Genomic DNA, 17,888 nt, shown 5'->3' on the forward strand with positions numbered 1-17,888 from the left:
CCTTGTTTTTCGTGTAGCCATGTATGGACAATTCGAGTGCAGCGCTTGGAAGCACCCTGTTCACCCTTTACTGACGATATTATGTTGAAACGCATAAACGACAGCTTGCGTCCGGTCATAGACGTCGAGCTTCGTCAAAATATTGGAGACGTGCGTCTTTACCGTCTTCAACGAGATGTATAGTTCGTCGGCGATGACTTGGTTCGATTTCCCTTCCGCCATCAATTGTAAAATCTCACGTTCCCTTGCCGTCAGACTCTCGTGCAACGTCTTTTCCGGATGTCGGAGCCGTTCGAGCATCTTGCCCGTCACTTGGGCGGCCATGACCGGATTGCCGGCTGCCGTTTGCCGAATCGCATCGGCGATTTCATTGGCGTTTGCCGTCTTCAAGACGTAACTCATCGCCCCGGCCTCAATGACGGGATACACTTTTTCATCATCTAAGAAGCTCGTCACGACCAAGATTTTGGCGTCTTTCCAACTCGCCTTGATCCGCTTCGTCGACTCGACCCCATCGACAGGCTCCATCACTAAATCCATCAAGACGACATCGGGCTTCTCGGCGATGGCAAGCTCGGCCCCTGTCGCGCCGTCCGATGCTTCTCCGACGACTTCGATGTCAGGCTGCGTCGACAGAAACGCCGAGACGCCGGCCCGCACCATCTCATGGTCATCAATCAATACGACTCGAATCATTCTAACCCCTCCACTTGTTGTTTCACACGCACTTCAATCTGAGTACCGACGCCTGGCACACTGACGAGTCGTAACGTCCCGCCGACCTCAGCCGTCCTCTCTCTTATCGATTGTAAGCCATATGAGGCGACTTGTGTATCATCGACATTAAAGCCGATCCCGTCGTCGTTTATTTTTAAGATGACCGTCTGTTGCACGGTCCGCATTTCGATTTCAAGTCGTTTCGCTTTCGCATGGCGAAGCGTGTTGCTGATCGCTTCTTGGACGATGCGGAACAGTTCATTCTCAGTATGTCGCGACAATTCGACTTCTTCGAGGCGCCATACGAGCTCGGTCGATTGTTTGCGTGACAGTTCTTCTAACAGGCGCTCGATTCCCGTCTTGAGCGTCATTCCTTCGAGCTCGACCGGACGGAGTTGCAACAGGAGCGAACGCATTTCCGCCTGAGCAGTTTGTGCCATCACTTCGACCTGCTCGATTTGTTTGGCCGCCACGTCTGGTTTTGAAGTGATCGTCTGTTTAGCTGCCGTCGTCATCATCGAGATGGCGTACAGTTGCTGACTGACCGAGTCATGGAGTTCACGGGCGACACGGCGCCGTTCTTCGACGACTGCTTCGCTGCGCGCTTCCTCGACACTGACAGGTCGGTCCCCGACCCGTTTGGCCATCTCAATCATTTCCGTGCGTTGCTTAGAAATCCGGGCGATCCGTTCGAGTGTATCTCGATAAGGCGACAATGGACGGAATGTAATCTCTTTTTGATTCTCAAGCTTCCACAAGGCGATCGCCACTTCCCGGAAGTCGCGTCGCAAATAAAAATACGAACCGACCCCGAAGATACTACCGATCAAGACGGCGATGACGAGGATAGACACACCGAAAGGCAACCCTTCTTCACGTGTGAACAAATCTCGGAGTGAAGTCGAGTCACCTATTAAAAATGCGATCGTGACGAACAGTGCCGTCAGTAGGCTGCTAAATAACTGATGCCAGACGACCGTCCTTGGATACGAATCCTTCTTCATACGGTCATCACCTCGACACTTCCGCTCATGAGCACGATATGGATGCGGACTTTCCGCGTTGCTGCTTGATAATCGTCCGAAGCCGTGTAAAAGCGACGGTTGAACACCGGTGAATAGTTCGACTCATCGACTTGAATCTTGCCGAATCCGATTGATGCATCAATCGAGTAATCGTAGCCGGCCGGAATGAGAATTCGGACGTCCCCGGCGAGTCCGTTCAATAGTAAGAACGTTTCTCCCTCCGGAATGATGGCGCGCGACAAGTCGAGTTCGACGTCACGCAATAAGAAGAATTCATTCGTGTCTTGAAGCACGTAGTGACCGCTCTCTTTCGTCCCAAACGAAAAGGCCTGTTCTTGCCGGATATGTGACTTGAACCGACTCGATTCGAGCGGACGATTCTTGTACAGTCGATAGCCGAACATGAGCAATAAACCTGACAATACGAAGCCGAACGCCGCCGACGAGAAGATGAGCCCGACGAGCATGATACCGCCAATCCCGTAAAAGATATAGCTGACCGGCTGATTGCCTTTGCGGCTAAAACGACGCCCGATATACAGCAACAATAGCGGGACGACCATGCTGAAGAGGACGCTGTTACCACCCGTCGCGATATCGATAAATAGTCCAATGGCGAATAGAATGATCATAAAGCCGATGATTTGGCGTGTGTTCCAACGTTCCACATTGCTTCCCCCTCTCTAACAGTATGTAACATGAAGCAAAGAAGCGATGGCCCAACCATTCGCCGGACCATCGCTGAACCGTTGCGTCAGTCTTGTTTGAAACGACGCTCAAGTTCTTTTAGTTTTGCTTCGAAATCATCTTCGTCCGCTGGATCGATCTTCTCTTCAGCGGCCGGTTCTTGTTTCTTCTCTTCTGCTTTTTTCTCTTCTTCCGTGAATGGATGTGTCTTCGACGTCTCTGCCCCGAAGATTTGATCGAGCGCACCTTTCAATAAATCCAGGTTCTCACGCATTGCGAACTCATACCGTTTGTTTTGCATCTCATCGAGTTTCAGTCGCATCTCGAGAGCTCGGCGCTCGAGGGTATCGAGTTCACGTGCTCCTTCATCGAGGAGACCTTCAAAATAACGATACTGCTCACCGTAATGCTTCGACTCGAGAGCTGCCCGTTCGGCGAGCTTGTCTTCGCCTGCTTGTTTGGCGAGTTCCGTCTGCTCGTAACGCTTATCCGCCATCAGTTTAGCGTCATCACGTTTTGTCGCCAGCTCATCGAGGAGCGCTTTTTGACGTTCGACGAGACGTTCGACAGACATCGCTTCTTTTTCAGCACCACGGATGTGGCGGTTCAACTCGGCCTCCCCGCTCGAACGCGGTGCCGAACGTGGACCCTCTTTATCTTGGAACTTCTTCATCTCTTTCGACAATTCTTTCGTCAACTCGTTAGCTAAATCACGAAACTGGTCAAATGGTGTTTTCATCATAATATCCTCCTTGTGAAGCTTAGCGACGGTTTACAAACTTCTGCCACACTTGATCAAACGATTGAAAGCTGCTCCGGTTCGCACGCGAGCCGTCCGCATTCAAAATCTCGACGTCTTGTTTTTGGTTGGCATACATCATATACCCTTTAAACAATACCCATGCCACCACAATCCCGATTAACGCCCAAATATTCGATAAAATTGTGATGATCCCGATCACGGCAAGCGCGCCGTAACCGATTTTTGCGCCGACATGTGTCACGGCCATGAATCTGACTCCAGCCCACAGTGCTAAGAGCGCCCCCAAACCGAACATGATCATATTCGGTAAAAAGCCGATTAGAACGAGAACTAAAGAGATCGCGGCCACAATGAACAATACTTGCTTCACCTGGCGATTCATCGATTATCCCTCCTCGTTAAGTACACTCTTATCATAATACGTTATTTTCAATAGTGCGACGAGCGGAAGGCTTGTTTTCCCTCGGTCTGTAGACTGAGATGATAGCGTTCTCAAATCGTGTGTTATACTAGAGGCATCGAACAACGAAAGGATGATGTTTTATGAGCACCGTACAATTCGCAGTACACACTTTGTCAGCCAACAGGAGGGCGACTGTCCTCCACAACTAAAAGGAGGATTCTATTTGAATCAAACAACGACAACGGGACGTGTCACGGCACAGTTCCAACATATGTATACCATCACGACTGAAAGTGCGAACTATACGTGCAGTGTCACCGGGAAATTCCGACATGAGGCCGAAAGCGAGCGCGACTATCCGGTCATCGGTGACTTCGTCGAGTTCACCGTTCGTGAGCATGGTCAAGGCGTGATTCGGCGTCTCCTTGAGCGGCGCACTGTCCTGTCACGGGCAGCGGCCGGCAACGAGACGCGCGAACAATTGATCTGCGCGAACGTCGATTTTATCTTGATCACGATGGCGTGCGGACATGATTTCAACCTGCGCCGGCTCGAGCGCTATTCGCTCGGCGCGTGGGAAACCGGAGCCACACCGCTCATCATCTTGACGAAATCGGACCAAGTCGACAACGCCGAGGCGCTCGTCGATGAGCTCGCTTTGACGGTTCCGGGGGTCGATGTCTTCCCTGTCAGTTCACTCACAGGCGACGGCGTCGAGGCGTTGCGAGCCGCACTGCCGAGCGAAAGCACGATCGTACTCGTCGGTTCGTCCGGCGTCGGGAAATCGTCACTGACGAACGCGCTTGCCGGTGAGACCGTCGCCGAGACACAAGCCGTACGCGAGAGCGATGAGCGCGGCAAGCACACGACGACGCATCGTGAACTGTTCCGGATTGACGATTTGTTCGTCATCGACACCCCGGGCATGCGTGAGTTCGGACTTTGGGACGGGGCCGATCACCTCGACGACACGTTTCGGGATATCGAGGCACTCGCGGAGACGTGTCGATTCCGGGACTGTTCGCACAGCACCGAACCGGGCTGTGCCGTCCGATCCGCCATCACATCTGGAACGCTCGATGCGAAACGCTATCAGAGCTTCGTCAAGCTCGAGCGCGAGCTCCGCTACGCGGAAAAACGGCAAGCGGAGGCGGCACGTCTCGCTGAGAAGAAGAAACGAAAAACGAAAGCTTAATCTAAGAGAGGAGTCACAGAAAAACTGTGGCTCCTTTTTCGACCTTCCCACCCTAGCACCAAGTCTTATCACCAATCCGACATTTGTGAACAATCGTTCAGAAATAGTTCGCATAAATGCAGGCAAAACCCTCGAAAGAAAGCGGTTTCTCCGCTACAATGGATTCGTATTCGCACAGATGAAAATCGCTAGCACACAGGGAGAGACTTATGAAAACATTGAACGAACGCGCACTTGAGATGCACGCCATGCACCACGGGAAATTGGAAACGACACCGAAAGTCGACGTCGACACGAAAGAAGCGCTCAGCCTCGCCTACTCACCGGGTGTCGCCGAACCGTGCCGTCGCATCGCTGAAGATAAAGAACTGTCTTACGATTATACACTCCGTGCCAACACGGTCGCCGTCGTCTCGGACGGAAGTGCCGTCCTCGGCCTCGGCAATATCGGTCCAGAGGCCGCGCTCCCGGTCATGGAAGGGAAAGCCGTCTTGTTCAAAAGCTTTGCCGGGGTCGATGCGTTCCCCATCTGTCTCGACACGCATAACGTCGACGAGATCGTCCGGACGGTCGAATTGCTTGCGCCGACATTCGGTGCCGTTAACTTAGAAGACATCAAGGCGCCCGAATGTTTCGAGATCGAGGCGCGCCTGAAACAGACGCTCCCGATTCCCGTCTTCCATGACGACCAACACGGGACGGCCATCGTTGTCCTAGCAGGTCTCGTCAACGCACTGCGACTCGTCGACAAGACTATGCCTGAACTTCGGGTCGTCATGAACGGTGCCGGGGCTGCCGGCATCGCCATCGCGAAACTGTTGAAGCGTTTCGGCGTCGAAGACCTCGTCATCTGTGACACGAAAGGCGCAATTTACGAAGGACGCGTCGAAGGGATGAACCCGTTCAAAGATCAAATCGCCAAAGCGACAAACCGGAAGCAACATGAAGGGACGCTCGCCGATGTGCTTCAAGGTGCCGACGTCTTCATCGGCGTCTCGGCGGCCGGTGCCGTCACCGAAGAGATGGTTCGTTCGATGGCTGTCGACCCGGTCATCTTCGCACTCGCGAACCCGATTCCGGAGATCATGCCGGACCTCGCGACAAAAGCCGGGGCGCGTGTCGTCGCGACCGGTCGTTCCGACTTCGCCAACCAAGTGAACAACGTCCTCGCCTTCCCTGGTATTTTCCGCGGGGCGCTTGACGTTCGCGCCACCGAGATCAACGAAGAGATGAAAGAAGCGGCCGTCCACGCGATTGCCGACTTGTTGACCGAGGAAGATCTCATAAACGGGGTCGTCATCCCAAGCCCGTTCGATGAGCGAATCGCACCCGCCGTCGCAGTCGCAGTCGCCAAAGCCGCCGTCGAGACCGGCGTCGCCAAGCGCCCACTCGATGAGGCCGCCATCCGTCAGCACGTCAGTCAAAAACATTTGTAATCCAAAAACTGCGCAGACCGTGACGGTCTGCGCAGTTTTTTAAACGGTTCCTTGTAAGATTCCTTCCGCCCATTCGACTTCTTCCGTCGTCGGGGGTTTAATCCCTTTGAGCGGATAGTCGAGACCGAGTGCCTCCCATTTATAGACACCCATCTCATGGTACGGCAAAATTTCGACTTTCTCGACGTGGTCGAGCTTTTGAATGAACGCGGCCGTGCGGCGGAGCGCTCCTTCATCAAGTGTCCATTCCGGGACGAGGACGTGGCGAATCCACATTTTCGTTCCGCGCTCGGATAAATGTTCAGCAAGCGCGAGCGTGTTGACGTTGCTCCGTCCCGTCAGTTTCTTACACATGTCATCGTCGATATGTTTGATATCGAGTAAGACGAGATCCGTATGATCTAAGATGGCGTCCAAGTTAGGGGGACGAAGTGCACCCGACGTGTCGAGTGTCGTGTGGAGCCCGTGTTTCTTCGCTTCACGCAACAGCGCTTCTAAAAACTCTGGCTGCGCGAGCGGGTCGCCCCCTGAAATCGTGATACCGCCTTTTGATGCTTCCATGAACGGACGATAGCTGAGCGCTTCTTGAATGACGTCCTCGGCCGAACGATGGTTATTCTTTTTGAAATCCCACGTGTCAGCGTTGTGGCAATACAAGCAACGAAGCGCACAACCTTGTAAAAAGACGATAAAACGAATTCCCGGGCCGTCAACGGTTCCAAACGATTCGACCGAGTGTACATATCCCATTGTCATCGAAATGACCTCCTAACGAATGAGCGACCTTCAGAAGAAGGCCGCCAAGCCTTGATTACTTACAATGAACCGTGGAACGTCCGGTTGATGACGTCGATTTGTTGTTCGCGCGTCAACTTGATGAAGTTGACCGCATAGCCAGAGACGCGGATGGTGAGCTGTGGATATTCTTCCGGATGCTCCATCGCATCGAGCAACGTTTCACGGTTGAAGACGTTGACGTTCAAGTGATGTCCTTTATGCTCGCCGCCCATATAGCCGTCAAGAAGTGCCGCTAAGTTGAGTTCACGAGCTACTTCTTCTTTGCCTAGTGCTTTCGGTACGATCGAGAACGTGTATGAGATCCCGTCTTGCGCATGCTCGAACGGAAGTTTCGCGACTGATGAGAGCGATGCGGCAGCACCTTTCGTATCGCGGCCATGCATCGGGTTCGCACCTGGGGCGAACGGTTCGCCGGCACGGCGTCCGTCCGGTGTGTTCCCTGTTTTCTTGCCGTAGACGACGTTTGATGTGATCGTCAAGACTGATTGCGTATGGAGCGCGTCGCGGTATGTTTTATGCTTACGCACTTTTTCCATGAACGACTCAACGAGTTCGACGGCGATTGAATCGACACGGTCATCGTTGTTTCCGAATTTAGGGAAGTCGCCTTCTGTCTCGAAGTCGACAGCAATGCCTTGCTCGTTGCGGACCGGTTTCACGGTCGCATATTTGATGGCTGACAGACTATCTGCTGTGACCGAGAGACCGGCGATTCCGCATGCCATCGTCCGTAGGATTTCTGGGTCATGAAGTGCCATCTCGATCCGTTCGTACGCATATTTATCGTGCATGAAGTGGATGACGTTGAGCGTGTTGACGTAGAGCTCGGCGAGCCAATCGAGCGTCCGATCGAAGTCGGCATACACTTTGTCGTACGTGAGCACGTCTTCGGTGTTCATCTCCCAAACCGGCGCGATTTGGTCGCCGCTCTTCTCATCGCGGCCTCCGTTCATGCTGTAAAGGAGTGCTTTTGCCATGTTGGCGCGGGCACCGAAGAACTGCATCTGTTTCCCGATCTTCATCGGTGACACACAGCAGGCGATGCCGTAGTCGTCGCCAAACTCTGGAAGCATGAGGTCGTCGTTTTCATATTGGATCGCAGACGTCTCAATCGACATCTTCGCGCAATATTGTTTAAATCCTTCTGGCAATTTCGTCGACCAAAGCACCGTCAAGTTCGGTTCTGGTGCTGGCCCGAGGTTTGAGAGTGAATGCAAGAAGCGGAATGAGCTCTTCGTCACGTTCGAGCGACCATCCTCACTCATCCCACCGATTGACTCGGTCACCCACGTTGGGTCACCCGAGAACAATTCGTTGTAGTCAGGCGTGCGCAAGAATTTGACGATCCGGAGCTTCATGATGAAGTGGTCGACGATTTCTTGAACGTCTGACTCGGTCAAACGACCTGCTTCGATATCACGTTCTGCGTAAACATCGAGGAATGTCGAGACACGTCCAAGTGACATCGCGGCGCCGTTCTGTTCTTTGACGGCTGCGAGATATGCAAGGTATACCCATTGGTACGCCTCTTGTGTATTTTCCGCCGGACGGCCGAGGTCAAACCCGTACGCCGCACCGAGTTGTTTCAACTCTTGGAGGGCCCGGAGCTGCTCAGACATTTCTTCCCGTGTCCGAATATCTGACTCTGATAAGAAACCGCCACGGTTCGCCAAGTCTTTTTTACGTTCTGCAATCAAGAAGTCTAACCCGTACAAGGCAACACGACGGTAGTCGCCGATGATCCGCCCCCGGCCGTAAGCGTCAGGAAGACCTGTGATGATCCCTGACTTCCGCGCCGCCCGCATCTCAGGTGTGTACGCATCGAAGACACCTTGGTTATGCGTTTTGCGAATTTCCGAATAAATCTTTGTGATTTCAGGGTTCGGCTCGAAACCGTATGACTCAAGGGCAGCGTCGACCATCCGGATCCCGCCGTTTGGATGAATCGAACGTTTGAACGGCTCGTCCGTTTGAACACCGACCACTTTCTCGAGCTCTTTGTTTAAGTATCCCGGTCCGTGCGAGACGATTGTCGATGGGTTGTTTTGATCGACCGCCCAAACACCACCGCGTTCCCGCTCTTCTTTCGTCAATTCCATCACTTGTGCCCAAAGACGGTTCGTCGCATCGGTCGGTCCGACGAGGAAACAATCGTCCCCTGTGTATTCGTGTCGGTTCAAACGGATAAACTCACCGACGTTCACTTCGTTCGTCCACTGCCCAGGTACAAATCCTGACCAGGCTGATTTAATTTCGGTTGCCATTGTGGGTCACTCCTCATAGTTGAGATAACTGCGTGCTTTCTATAAGTTGAGTGTACGTGAAAACGTGAACATTTTGTTTTACATTCTTGTGAAAGTTGTAACAATCTCATGAACGTTGGCACAAAGCCGTTTTTGTAAGCGCTTTAAATACTGTTATAATGCAAACACCCTTCCTTCTGAAACAGATAAGTCTTGTTACGGCAGGATTCAACTCATTTCTGTATCATTTCAGATGGGATGTGACGATTTATACAGTTTTCGTAGTGATGTACCTCACACCTCGGGGATAGAACTTGAATTTTTGCCTTATATCGGACACAATGAAGGCAGAACATTGTAGAAGAGGAAGGGGTTCTTCCCATGACGTACGAATTATTGACAGCCGCTCACGATTTAAAGACCGGCGACCGCATCTCTCTTAAAGTAGAGGAAAACGGTGAACAACGTGACGGATTCATCACAGAATTTGAAGACGCAGGTTTTTGGATTCGGTTTGACGACGACATCGAAAACGAGGATTTCATCGACTACCGCGATAACTTGCTCGCGGCTCTCATCTCGCGCCCGATTGACGTGGCAGCGACGTATCCAGAGCTCGCCCCATACGAACGGTTGACGAAAGAATTGCAGTATCGTGTGTATCAAGGCTTCACCGTCGAAGGCGTCGAGGCGTCGGCTGACCAGATCGATGTGCACATCAAACTCATCGAGGACGGACAGACGTTCACACAGACACTCCGTTCTTCATTCGACCAAGATACTGAACATGTTCGCTATATCTAAGACAGGGAGCGCTTATGCTTCCTTTGTTTTTGCCCCACGATAAGGAGAATTGATATGAACTTTACAAAACCATTTATTAACGAAGCCTGGGATCGCCTTGGCTTTACTGAACCAATGCCGGTCCAAGCCGAAGCCTTCCCACTTCTTCTTGACGGAAAAGACGTCACGATCGAAGCGCCGACAGGTACCGGGAAGACGCTTGCTTACTTATTACCCGCCATCGAAAAAATCGATGCGTCGAACGACCGCATCCAAGTCGTCATCGTCGCGCCGACGCGTGAACTCGTCATGCAGATTCAAACGGTCGCGCAACGCTTCACCGAGAAAGGTGACGTCCGCATCGCTTCGTTCATCGGTGGCGTCGAGTTGAAACGTCAAATCGACCGGTTGAAGAAAAAACCACATTTGATCGTCGGGACACCGGGCCGACTCGTCGAACTCATTGAGAAGAAAAAGTTGAAACTTCACGAGACGCATACGATCGTCCTCGACGAAGCCGATCAAATCATCGATAGCGGTTTGACAGAATCTGCCGAACGGATCATCAAACATACGGCGCATGAACATCAAATCGCCCTCGTCTCGGCGACACTCACAGACACGCTTCAAGCTTGGGCTGCCCCATTCTTGAACGAACCGGCCCACGTGAAAATCGAGCGGGCGGTAAGCGCACAAGTCACCTATGGCTACATGTTGACGACGCGTCGGTATAAACCAGAGTTGCTCCGCCGCCTGTCTCACGTCGACAACGTCAAAGCGCTCGCTTTCATCAACAACCGGTCGTTCTTGCCACCGTTGAAAGGTGAGCTCGACAAAATGAAAGTGAACTATCGCATGCTCGACAGCTTGAAAGGAAAGCGCGAACGTGTCGAAACACTTCGTGAGTTCCGTAAAGGTGACTACCCGCTCCTCATCACGACTGGCCTCGCAGCCCGTGGTCTCGATATCGAGGAAGTGACGCACGTCGTCCACTTCGACTTGCCAGAATCAATCGACGACTTTATTCACCGCTCAGGCCGGACGGCACGCGGAAACGCGGCTGGGACGGTCCTCTCGCTCGTGACAGATGAGGATTTGACCCATTTGAAATCGTTCGCCCGTCAACTCGGCGTTGAATTGAAAGAACTCGAGATTTACCGTGGCGACGTCATCGAGAAACGAATCGAGGATAAACCGCCGGTCGTCAAGCGTCCTGCGAATAAACGAGGACCACGCCGATGAAAAAAGACCGGAAAGTAATTCCATTCCCTTTGCTCGTAGAAGAGTCCGAATTGCTGGCCGAGCTGAAAAAATTGTATGAGCAGGCCGCGCTCGCGCGTAGCACGCAATGGACGAACTATATACAAGAGATCGCCTCGGAAGGCACGTGGCACTTGAAAGACGCGGAGCTATTCCGCGACCTCTTTATCGACTGGGCCGTCTTTTTCGAGACGGATGAAGACGGGATGACGCCGCATGGCCGCTACTTGGCGGATCACAAGGCCGAGATGTCCCCCGCCCTCTATCACGCGCTTCGGGGCTTGGCGGTCCCGCGCTGCTCGGTCTTCGAAGTGACCGAGGACGGTTTACGCGATTGGGAGACGAAAGAAATCTACAAAGTGACGCTTCCGGAGGCTCGTGAACCGGGCGATGTGATGCTCGGTAAACTGCTCGATATCCGCGGCAACTGGCGATTCGGGTCGGCGTTCCTCGCCCTCCCGGCGAAGATGGCCGGTAACGTATCGGACCTGTATATCGATTTCACCGACGAGGTCGGTCCAGGTGCGTTCCTCGACCAGTTCCCGGAGTTCTGTGCGGAACTGATCGACATGTTGCTTGATCTAGAAGAAGGGGTCATCATCCCGAAACCATCAAAATAAGCGTGAGGCGGCCGCCTCTCGCTTATTTTTTATTCCACGTAATATTCTGTGTTGATCACCAATGCTTTCGCCTCGTCGTTCGTCGCTTTCACCGTGGCGCTCGAGATGGCTTTTCCATCTTGATAGACGTCGATGACGGCCCCGTCTTTCGTAGGGCGGGCATGGTACAGTCGGTCCCCGATGTATGAGGTCGTGCCGACCGAACCATCGATGACTGAACGTGTCGACTGCTTCCCAGTCTTCAAATCGATGACGAATTCGGTCCCGTCTTCTTGTAAGGAAATCAATTGACCCTCGTACACCGTCGCGTTCCACATGTCACCGTCTGGCATCAATTCAACGACTTGCTTCGTTTCCGCATCATACGCATAAATCCCAATCTTTTCTTGCTCACTTAAATAAGTTTCTCCATTTTCCGTGATGGATGTTTGCTCGGTCATGCCAACCGGGATGAACCGATTATCCGCGTCAATCGTCGCCATGTGCGGTCGGAAAGCCCACGATGTTCCAGTCACGGTCGAAATGGATTCATCTTGTAACGCCACGCTCTCGATCACGATTTGTTTGGCAGCCTCATCGAACCTAGCAATTTTCGTCTCTGGATTCTCTCCATAACCATCTCGGTAAATGACATGCACGTTTCCTTCATGAACAAAGAGGCCGGCCCAGGGACTGTCCATCAATTCAGAAGCGCCATCAACTTCATTCCCAAAGACTTGTTTGGTGACTTCATGTCCATTCATTCGAAACACCGCAATCTCTTTGTTCCCGTTCTGGCCGACGCCAATATAGCCGTCAGCTGTTCGAATCGATTGCATAAAACTTAAGCCAGACAATTCTCGATAAAAACCACGAACTGACGAATCTACCTCGCTCCGATAATTTAACGCCTCTTCGATGTAGTTCACATTGCTCATCACACGACTACGATCGGTCGTCAATTGGAATCGTTCCGTCGTACCTTCTTCTTCCGTTCCGTAAAATAGACCAACCGTTTGTGACTCCCACACACTAGGATTCGTTTTGACATCTAACTCCCATTCCGCTTTCGTGTCCCTCATATCGAAAGCGAACGTCCCGAGACCGATGACGACGACCGCACCGAGTGCGACCACATTCCACATTCGTTTCATACGCTCACCTCACACACTTAATTTCTTCATTAGGTAACGACGACTAATCCACACCGCTGCCATCATCCATGCCATCAGACCGAGACCAATCACAAGCGTCATCTCATCCATAAACAAGCGGTTCTCCAGGAAGAAAAGTGCCGTCACAGGAACGACAATCAACGTTCCAAGCATCAACATCGCAATGATCGACGACCACATTGTCCGCTGCCATAGACTTCGTTCAATCAACACGAATGTGAAGACGAATAAAATGATGATCACAATCAGCAATTGATGGATGATAAAGTTGACGATTGAAGCAGGATACATGATTGAGAGCGCCCCATCGTAGCCGATGGTCTGTTCGAATGAGCCACGCATCGGAATTATTTGCGAGTCAAACCAACTCGAAAACGCTATGTACTGGAGTTTGAGCGCAATCCACTGGACGGAGAACAATCCAAGGATCATCAACATTATCGTCACTAGCTTCGCACCGAAGACGAGCATCCGCTGTTGCGGCATGAGCAGCAGGCGCATCATGAACGTGCCGCGACCTTGGAAATCCCGATACCAAATCCAAAAACTGAAAAATATCATCGCCGTCACCGCTACCCCGATCGACAAAATAAACGCCATGCCTCCGAGATAATTGGCGAACGTCAAGATATAATCCGGTGTCCCGGTGCGACGGATTTCTTCATACATATTCGTCTCGCTCCATAAAAAGAATCCGAGCCAACCGAACTGAACGACGACGAGCAGTGTGATCAAGATGAGATACGGTTTCGTCATCCGTTCGACTTCCCATCCGATTAGTTTCAATAAGTTCATGCCCCAAACTCCTCTCTCATGACATCGACGATCGACTTTCCGTGAATGAAGCGGACGTCTTCAACGTCGAACTCACGGACGATTCGACCGTTGTTCAACATGACGGCCTTATCGACCAAATATTCGATGTCTTCAATCTCATGCGTCGTGATCAAGACGCCGCGGTCTTCCATGATGTCACTCGAGAACAACTCGACGATTTGTTCTTTCGAGAATACGTCGATGCCCGAGAACGGTTCGTCGAGCAATAAATAGTCCGGGTCTTGGGCGATGCCGAGCGCCAAATTCACTTTCGCGAGCGTCCCTTTTGAGAGTTCATTCAACTTGTCCTCTGGGAACAGCTTGAACTCATCGACAAGACGGGCAAACAATTTCGGGTCGAACTTTGGATAAAAGTCGCGCATGAACGCCTCGCACTGTTCAATCGTGAAATGGAGCGGGAACGTCGAGTGATCCGGCACGAACGCGACACGATTCAAGTCGAGCGGTTTGCCGTCGACGAGCACCGTGCCCCGGTCGAATGGCGTCAGCCCCATGATCCCTTTGAGAATGGTCGACTTCCCGGTCCCATTCAAGCCGATTAGGCACGTGATTTCTCCTTTTTGGGCCGTGAACGACACGTCTTCGATAACTTGTTTTCTCCGGTAACGTTTTTTAACTCCCAATACTTCGATCATCGAGATTCCCCTCCCCGTATTGCCGTTTGATTTTATCGACGAGCTCATCCATCGTGACGTCGAGTTCTTGAATCGATTCGACGAAGACGGCGACCGCCTCATCGACGAGTTCGGTACGGATCCGTTTCAATACGTGTTCATCCGTCGTCACGCGGCTTGGGCGATTCCGTTCGGTCGTAATCAATTGTTGTTCCTCCATTTCTTTGAACGCCTTTTGGACGGTGTTCGGGTTAATTTTCAATTCGCTCGCGAGCTCGCGCCGCGACGGCATCTCTTCGCCCGCTTTCAGTTCGCCAAGTGCCATTTTCTTTTTGAAGTAGTCGACGACTTGGATGTAGACCGGGGCTCTCGTGTTGAATTGTATGATCATGTTGTCACCTCTCTAAGTGTATGATGCGGCTAATACACTACCTGACTGTATTATCACCATAGTACACTAACGGAGTCAACAGTTTTTTCCAAAATAAAAACGCATCCTCCTATAAGTGGATGCGTCAAATGGATTGTACGATGTGGTCGGCCTTGGTTTTCGGATTGACCGTCTTCAAGTAATGCGCTTCTCCCGGCCAGTACCGGCGCTCGTACTTGGCGAGCCGCTCCGCCAAGTCGCCGATGTATGTGTCGCGATGCAGGACCCGTTCATACCGGACCTCTCGTGGGCAGTCGAGATAGACGACGTAGTCAAAATAAGGGCGCCACTCGGCTCGCAATAAAAAAATCCCTTCGATCAAGACAAGTGCGTTCGGAGCAATCTCGATCGTTCGCATGACGATTTCGTCCCGGTCGCGCGCATAGTACGGTAACGTCAGCGTTGTCTCCCCTTGCCGCAACGGTTCGAACAACGTCTGGACAAGTAAGTCGACGTCCCATTGGAGCGCATAATATTCCATCGCTTCCGATTGTCCCGTCTCGTAACGCCGATGCCGCTCGACGATAAAATCATCGATATGTAGCATCACTTCCTTCGGTGAGGTCCCGCGCAGTTGATCAACAAGCGTCGTCTTCCCAGCTCCGCTCAATCCATCGATGGCGACGATGAACGGCCGGCCTTGCGGATGCTTGGCGTGTTCTCGACGAATGGTTTCCCGTAAAGTGTCCATCCCCTCATCCCCTTCCTACAAAAAAAGTCAGCCCTAAACTACAGGGCTGACTTCAGTTTACCAGAGCACCCAGCCTTTCGCTCCCGGTGGCGCACTCTCAATCAAGTGCCAAATCGGGACCGTATAAGCGAACGCAATCAAGACGAACGTGACGGTGATCCATAGTTTCCAGTTTTCAAAGAAACGAGGCGTCTCCATCGCTGCCTCTTCCGTCTCAGCGAGCGGGAATTCTTCCTCCCCTTTCGGCGCGAGGAACGACAAGTTGAACATTGAGTAAACGAAGATGAGGACCGAGATCAAGAGGATCGTCCCGCCAATCGCCATGGCGATGTGGTATGGAATCCATTCGCGCGTAAGCGCATCCGAGAAGTACGTTGCCGGTCCGGTCCGACGCGGGTTACCTTGGAGTCCTGAGATGTGCATTGCGTAAGACATGATTGACATCCCAAACGCCCACGTTCCCGTTTGAATCAATCCGAGTCGGTTCATCTTTTTCGTGAGTGTACGACCGCGCAATACCGGTACGAGCCAATATGCCGTTCCGAAGAACGTCAAGGCGACGGCCGTCCCGACTGTGATATGGAAGTGACCTGTGACCCAAAGTGTGTTGTGGACCATCGCGTTCAATTGGTGCGATGCGTTGATGATCCCGCCGGCTCCGGCTGGAATGAAGAACAACATGCCGACGAACGGCGCGAGGAAACGGACATCCCCATATGGCATTTTCTTGACCCAACCGAATAACCCACGGGCACCGAGTGCGCGACCACGCAGCTCGAACGTCGCAAACAGCGAGAACGCCGTCATAAACGACGGGATGACGACGAGGAACGTCAAGATGACTTGAACGAACTTCCAGAACGGCTCAATCCCCGGCTCTGTCAACTGGTGGTGGAAACCGACCGGGAACGAGAACAAGAGGAACAATAGGAACGCCATCCGGGCGAGCGCATCCGAGAAGATTTTCCCGCCGATGACTTTCGGCACGACCGTATACCAGACGATATAGGCCGGCATGAGCCAGAAATAGACGAGGGGGTGACCGAAGTACCAGAACAACGTCCGTGATAACTCAATCCCGACCGTGTCTTTCCATCCGAGCGAGAGCGGTAGCAGCTGGAACAGAATCGTTCCGGCCACACCGAGCGTCGCGATGACCCACAATAGCATCGTCATGACACTCATATACGCCGGAAGCGGCGGGTGAATACCTGGGTTCTCCCGTTTGTAGTCCGCATACATCCGGAACATGGCGAACGCAGACAACCATGTGCCGACGACAAACAAGACGAGGCCGATATAGAAGATCGGGTCGGCCATGAGCGGCGCGTAAAACGTATACAACACGGTCGCTTTATTGGCGAGCACCATGATTGTGACGAGCACGGCACCGGCGATGATCATCCAAAATCCGAGCCATGCGACCCGAGTCGGGAACGACTCAAAACGTCCGAACGACTTAGCGAGGAGCGCGTAAAGAAGACCGATGATGAACATTGTCGTGAAGACGAGACCGAGCATGATGCCGTGTGCGGTCAAGAGTTGATAATAACCGAATACTTCCGGGATGACGCCCGTTCGGATGAGCGTCTGCATGAGTCCTGCCAAACCGCCGATTAAGACGGCGAGGACCGAAATGACGACATGGGCATAGGCGAGGCGCGCTTCTTTAACACCGATACTTGGTACCGGTACGCCGCGTTCCATTTCCCACTGTTTTAATTTTGAGGCTACGTCATTCATTTAGTCCACCACCTTAATTTTTGTCGACATCATGTGATGTCCGGTTCCACAGTATTCGTTACATAGAATCAAGAATTCGCCTGCTTCTTCGAACGTATACGTGAGCGAGTTGATGTGGCCTGGCACGACCATCATATTGACCGGTGTCCCTGTCAATTGGAACCCGTGGACGACGTCCGGTGACGTGACGAGAAACGTGACTTTCGCCCCTTTTGGGATTTCCACATTGCCCGGTGTGAATGTGAACGCTTGGGCGACCATGACGAGCTCATACTCGTTGTCACCGATTTTATGAAGCCCTGGTTTGTCGAACGGTGCAGTTTGATGCACTTTTGCCGGGTCGATCAAATCGGCGTCCGAAGCCGGCTGATTCCCTGCCGCAAACGCAGAGATACCGAGCACTGTCAAAAAGACGCCTAATAGAATAATGCCGAATACTAACCAATACTTCTCAAGTTTATGAATATGCATCGTGCTTCCCTCCTCTTG

19 protein-coding genes are annotated in these 17,888 nt (G+C 52.3%); 5 read left to right on the forward strand and 14 right to left on the reverse strand.

Features of this window, described 5'->3' with window-relative positions; genetic code table 11:
• Positions 1-60: 60 nt before the first annotated feature.
• The 5 genes from KNP60_RS12375 to KNP60_RS12395 all read right to left on the reverse strand — a co-directional run bounded on the left by KNP60_RS12375 (position 61) and on the right by KNP60_RS12395 (position 3,574).
• A complete protein-coding gene (locus tag KNP60_RS12375) occupies positions 61-696 on the reverse strand; it encodes a response regulator (RefSeq protein ID WP_114166483.1) in 636 nt (211 codons plus the stop codon).
• Positions 693-1,721: a sensor histidine kinase gene (locus KNP60_RS12380; protein WP_034781091.1), complete on the reverse strand. Its 1,029-nt coding sequence runs from the start codon at positions 1,719-1,721 to the stop codon at positions 693-695. Before KNP60_RS12380 ends, KNP60_RS12375 begins: the two co-directional genes overlap by 4 nt.
• A complete protein-coding gene (gene liaF, locus KNP60_RS12385) occupies positions 1,718-2,410 on the reverse strand; it encodes a cell wall-active antibiotics response protein LiaF (RefSeq protein ID WP_034781097.1) in 693 nt (230 codons plus the stop codon). Before liaF ends, KNP60_RS12380 begins: the two co-directional genes overlap by 4 nt.
• Before the next feature lie 86 nt (positions 2,411-2,496).
• Entirely contained in the window at positions 2,497-3,168 is a 672-nt protein-coding gene (locus KNP60_RS12390) for a PspA/IM30 family protein (protein ID WP_214797584.1), read from the reverse strand.
• A 22-nt stretch (positions 3,169-3,190) separates the two neighbouring features.
• Entirely contained in the window at positions 3,191-3,574 is a 384-nt protein-coding gene (locus tag KNP60_RS12395; protein ID WP_021067802.1) for a lmo0954 family membrane protein, read from the reverse strand.
• Between the two features lie 244 nt (positions 3,575-3,818).
• Here KNP60_RS12395 and rsgA point away from each other — a divergent pair, with 244 nt between their 5' ends.
• Positions 3,819-4,790 (forward strand): ribosome small subunit-dependent GTPase A, encoded by a 972-nt coding sequence (gene rsgA / locus KNP60_RS12400; RefSeq protein WP_214797585.1) that lies wholly within the window; start codon positions 3,819-3,821, stop codon positions 4,788-4,790.
• A gap of 209 nt (positions 4,791-4,999) precedes the next feature.
• Complete coding sequence (locus KNP60_RS12405) at positions 5,000-6,226, forward strand: NAD(P)-dependent malic enzyme (RefSeq protein WP_214797586.1); 1,227 nt, start codon at positions 5,000-5,002, stop codon at positions 6,224-6,226.
• Positions 6,227-6,265: 39 nt separating this feature from the next.
• Here the strand turns inward: KNP60_RS12405 and pflA are convergent, their stop codons facing one another.
• Both pflA and pflB read right to left on the reverse strand, forming a co-directional pair.
• Positions 6,266-6,982: a pyruvate formate-lyase-activating protein gene (pflA, locus tag KNP60_RS12410; RefSeq protein WP_021067805.1), complete on the reverse strand. Its 717-nt coding sequence runs from the start codon at positions 6,980-6,982 to the stop codon at positions 6,266-6,268.
• A 59-nt stretch (positions 6,983-7,041) separates the two neighbouring features.
• Positions 7,042-9,288 carry a formate C-acetyltransferase gene (gene pflB / locus KNP60_RS12415; RefSeq protein WP_214797587.1) on the reverse strand — a complete coding sequence of 749 codons (2,247 nt, stop codon included), beginning with the start codon at positions 9,286-9,288 and terminating at the stop codon, positions 7,042-7,044.
• 360 nt (positions 9,289-9,648) lie between these two features.
• Between pflB and KNP60_RS12420 the strand changes: the two genes are divergently transcribed.
• Genes KNP60_RS12420 through KNP60_RS12430 form a run of 3 tightly spaced genes read left to right on the forward strand, consistent with a single transcriptional unit; the run spans position 9,649 to position 11,930 of the window.
• Positions 9,649-10,071, forward strand: a complete 423-nt coding sequence (locus tag KNP60_RS12420; RefSeq protein ID WP_214797588.1) for a hypothetical protein — start codon at positions 9,649-9,651, stop codon at positions 10,069-10,071.
• 54 nt (positions 10,072-10,125) lie between these two features.
• Positions 10,126-11,292, forward strand: coding sequence for a DEAD/DEAH box helicase (locus tag KNP60_RS12425; RefSeq protein WP_034781120.1), 1,167 nt, complete (start codon positions 10,126-10,128; stop codon positions 11,290-11,292).
• Positions 11,289-11,930, forward strand: coding sequence for a hypothetical protein (locus KNP60_RS12430; RefSeq protein ID WP_214797589.1), 642 nt, complete (start codon positions 11,289-11,291; stop codon positions 11,928-11,930). Before KNP60_RS12425 ends, KNP60_RS12430 begins: the two co-directional genes overlap by 4 nt.
• A gap of 29 nt (positions 11,931-11,959) precedes the next feature.
• Here KNP60_RS12430 and KNP60_RS12435 read toward each other — a convergent pair whose 3' ends face one another.
• The 7 genes from KNP60_RS12435 to KNP60_RS12465 form a co-directional block, all read right to left on the reverse strand.
• Entirely contained in the window at positions 11,960-13,063 is a 1,104-nt protein-coding gene (locus tag KNP60_RS12435) for a hypothetical protein (protein WP_214797590.1), read from the reverse strand.
• Between the two features lie 9 nt (positions 13,064-13,072).
• On the reverse strand, positions 13,073-13,879 hold the full coding sequence (locus KNP60_RS12440) for a hypothetical protein (RefSeq protein WP_214797591.1): 807 nt from the start codon (positions 13,877-13,879) through the stop codon (positions 13,073-13,075).
• Positions 13,876-14,556 (reverse strand): ABC transporter ATP-binding protein, encoded by a 681-nt coding sequence (locus tag KNP60_RS12445; RefSeq protein ID WP_214797592.1) that lies wholly within the window; start codon positions 14,554-14,556, stop codon positions 13,876-13,878. The genes KNP60_RS12440 and KNP60_RS12445 overlap by 4 nt, the downstream gene beginning before the upstream one ends.
• Positions 14,534-14,926 (reverse strand): GntR family transcriptional regulator, encoded by a 393-nt coding sequence (locus KNP60_RS12450; protein ID WP_214708735.1) that lies wholly within the window; start codon positions 14,924-14,926, stop codon positions 14,534-14,536. The genes KNP60_RS12445 and KNP60_RS12450 overlap by 23 nt, the downstream gene beginning before the upstream one ends.
• 124 nt (positions 14,927-15,050) lie before the next feature.
• Entirely contained in the window at positions 15,051-15,656 is a 606-nt protein-coding gene (locus KNP60_RS12455) for a kinase (RefSeq protein ID WP_214797593.1), read from the reverse strand.
• 57 nt (positions 15,657-15,713) lie between these two features.
• A complete protein-coding gene (locus KNP60_RS12460; RefSeq protein WP_034781132.1) occupies positions 15,714-17,399 on the reverse strand; it encodes a b(o/a)3-type cytochrome-c oxidase subunit 1 in 1,686 nt (561 codons plus the stop codon).
• Positions 17,400-17,870, reverse strand: a complete 471-nt coding sequence (locus KNP60_RS12465; RefSeq protein WP_034781134.1) for a cytochrome c oxidase subunit II — start codon at positions 17,868-17,870, stop codon at positions 17,400-17,402.
• Between the last annotated feature and the right edge of the window lie 18 nt (positions 17,871-17,888).

This window comes from Exiguobacterium sp. s5, from assembly GCF_018618075.1.
GTDB lineage: Bacteria > Bacillota > Bacilli > Exiguobacteriales > Exiguobacteriaceae > Exiguobacterium > Exiguobacterium mexicanum_A.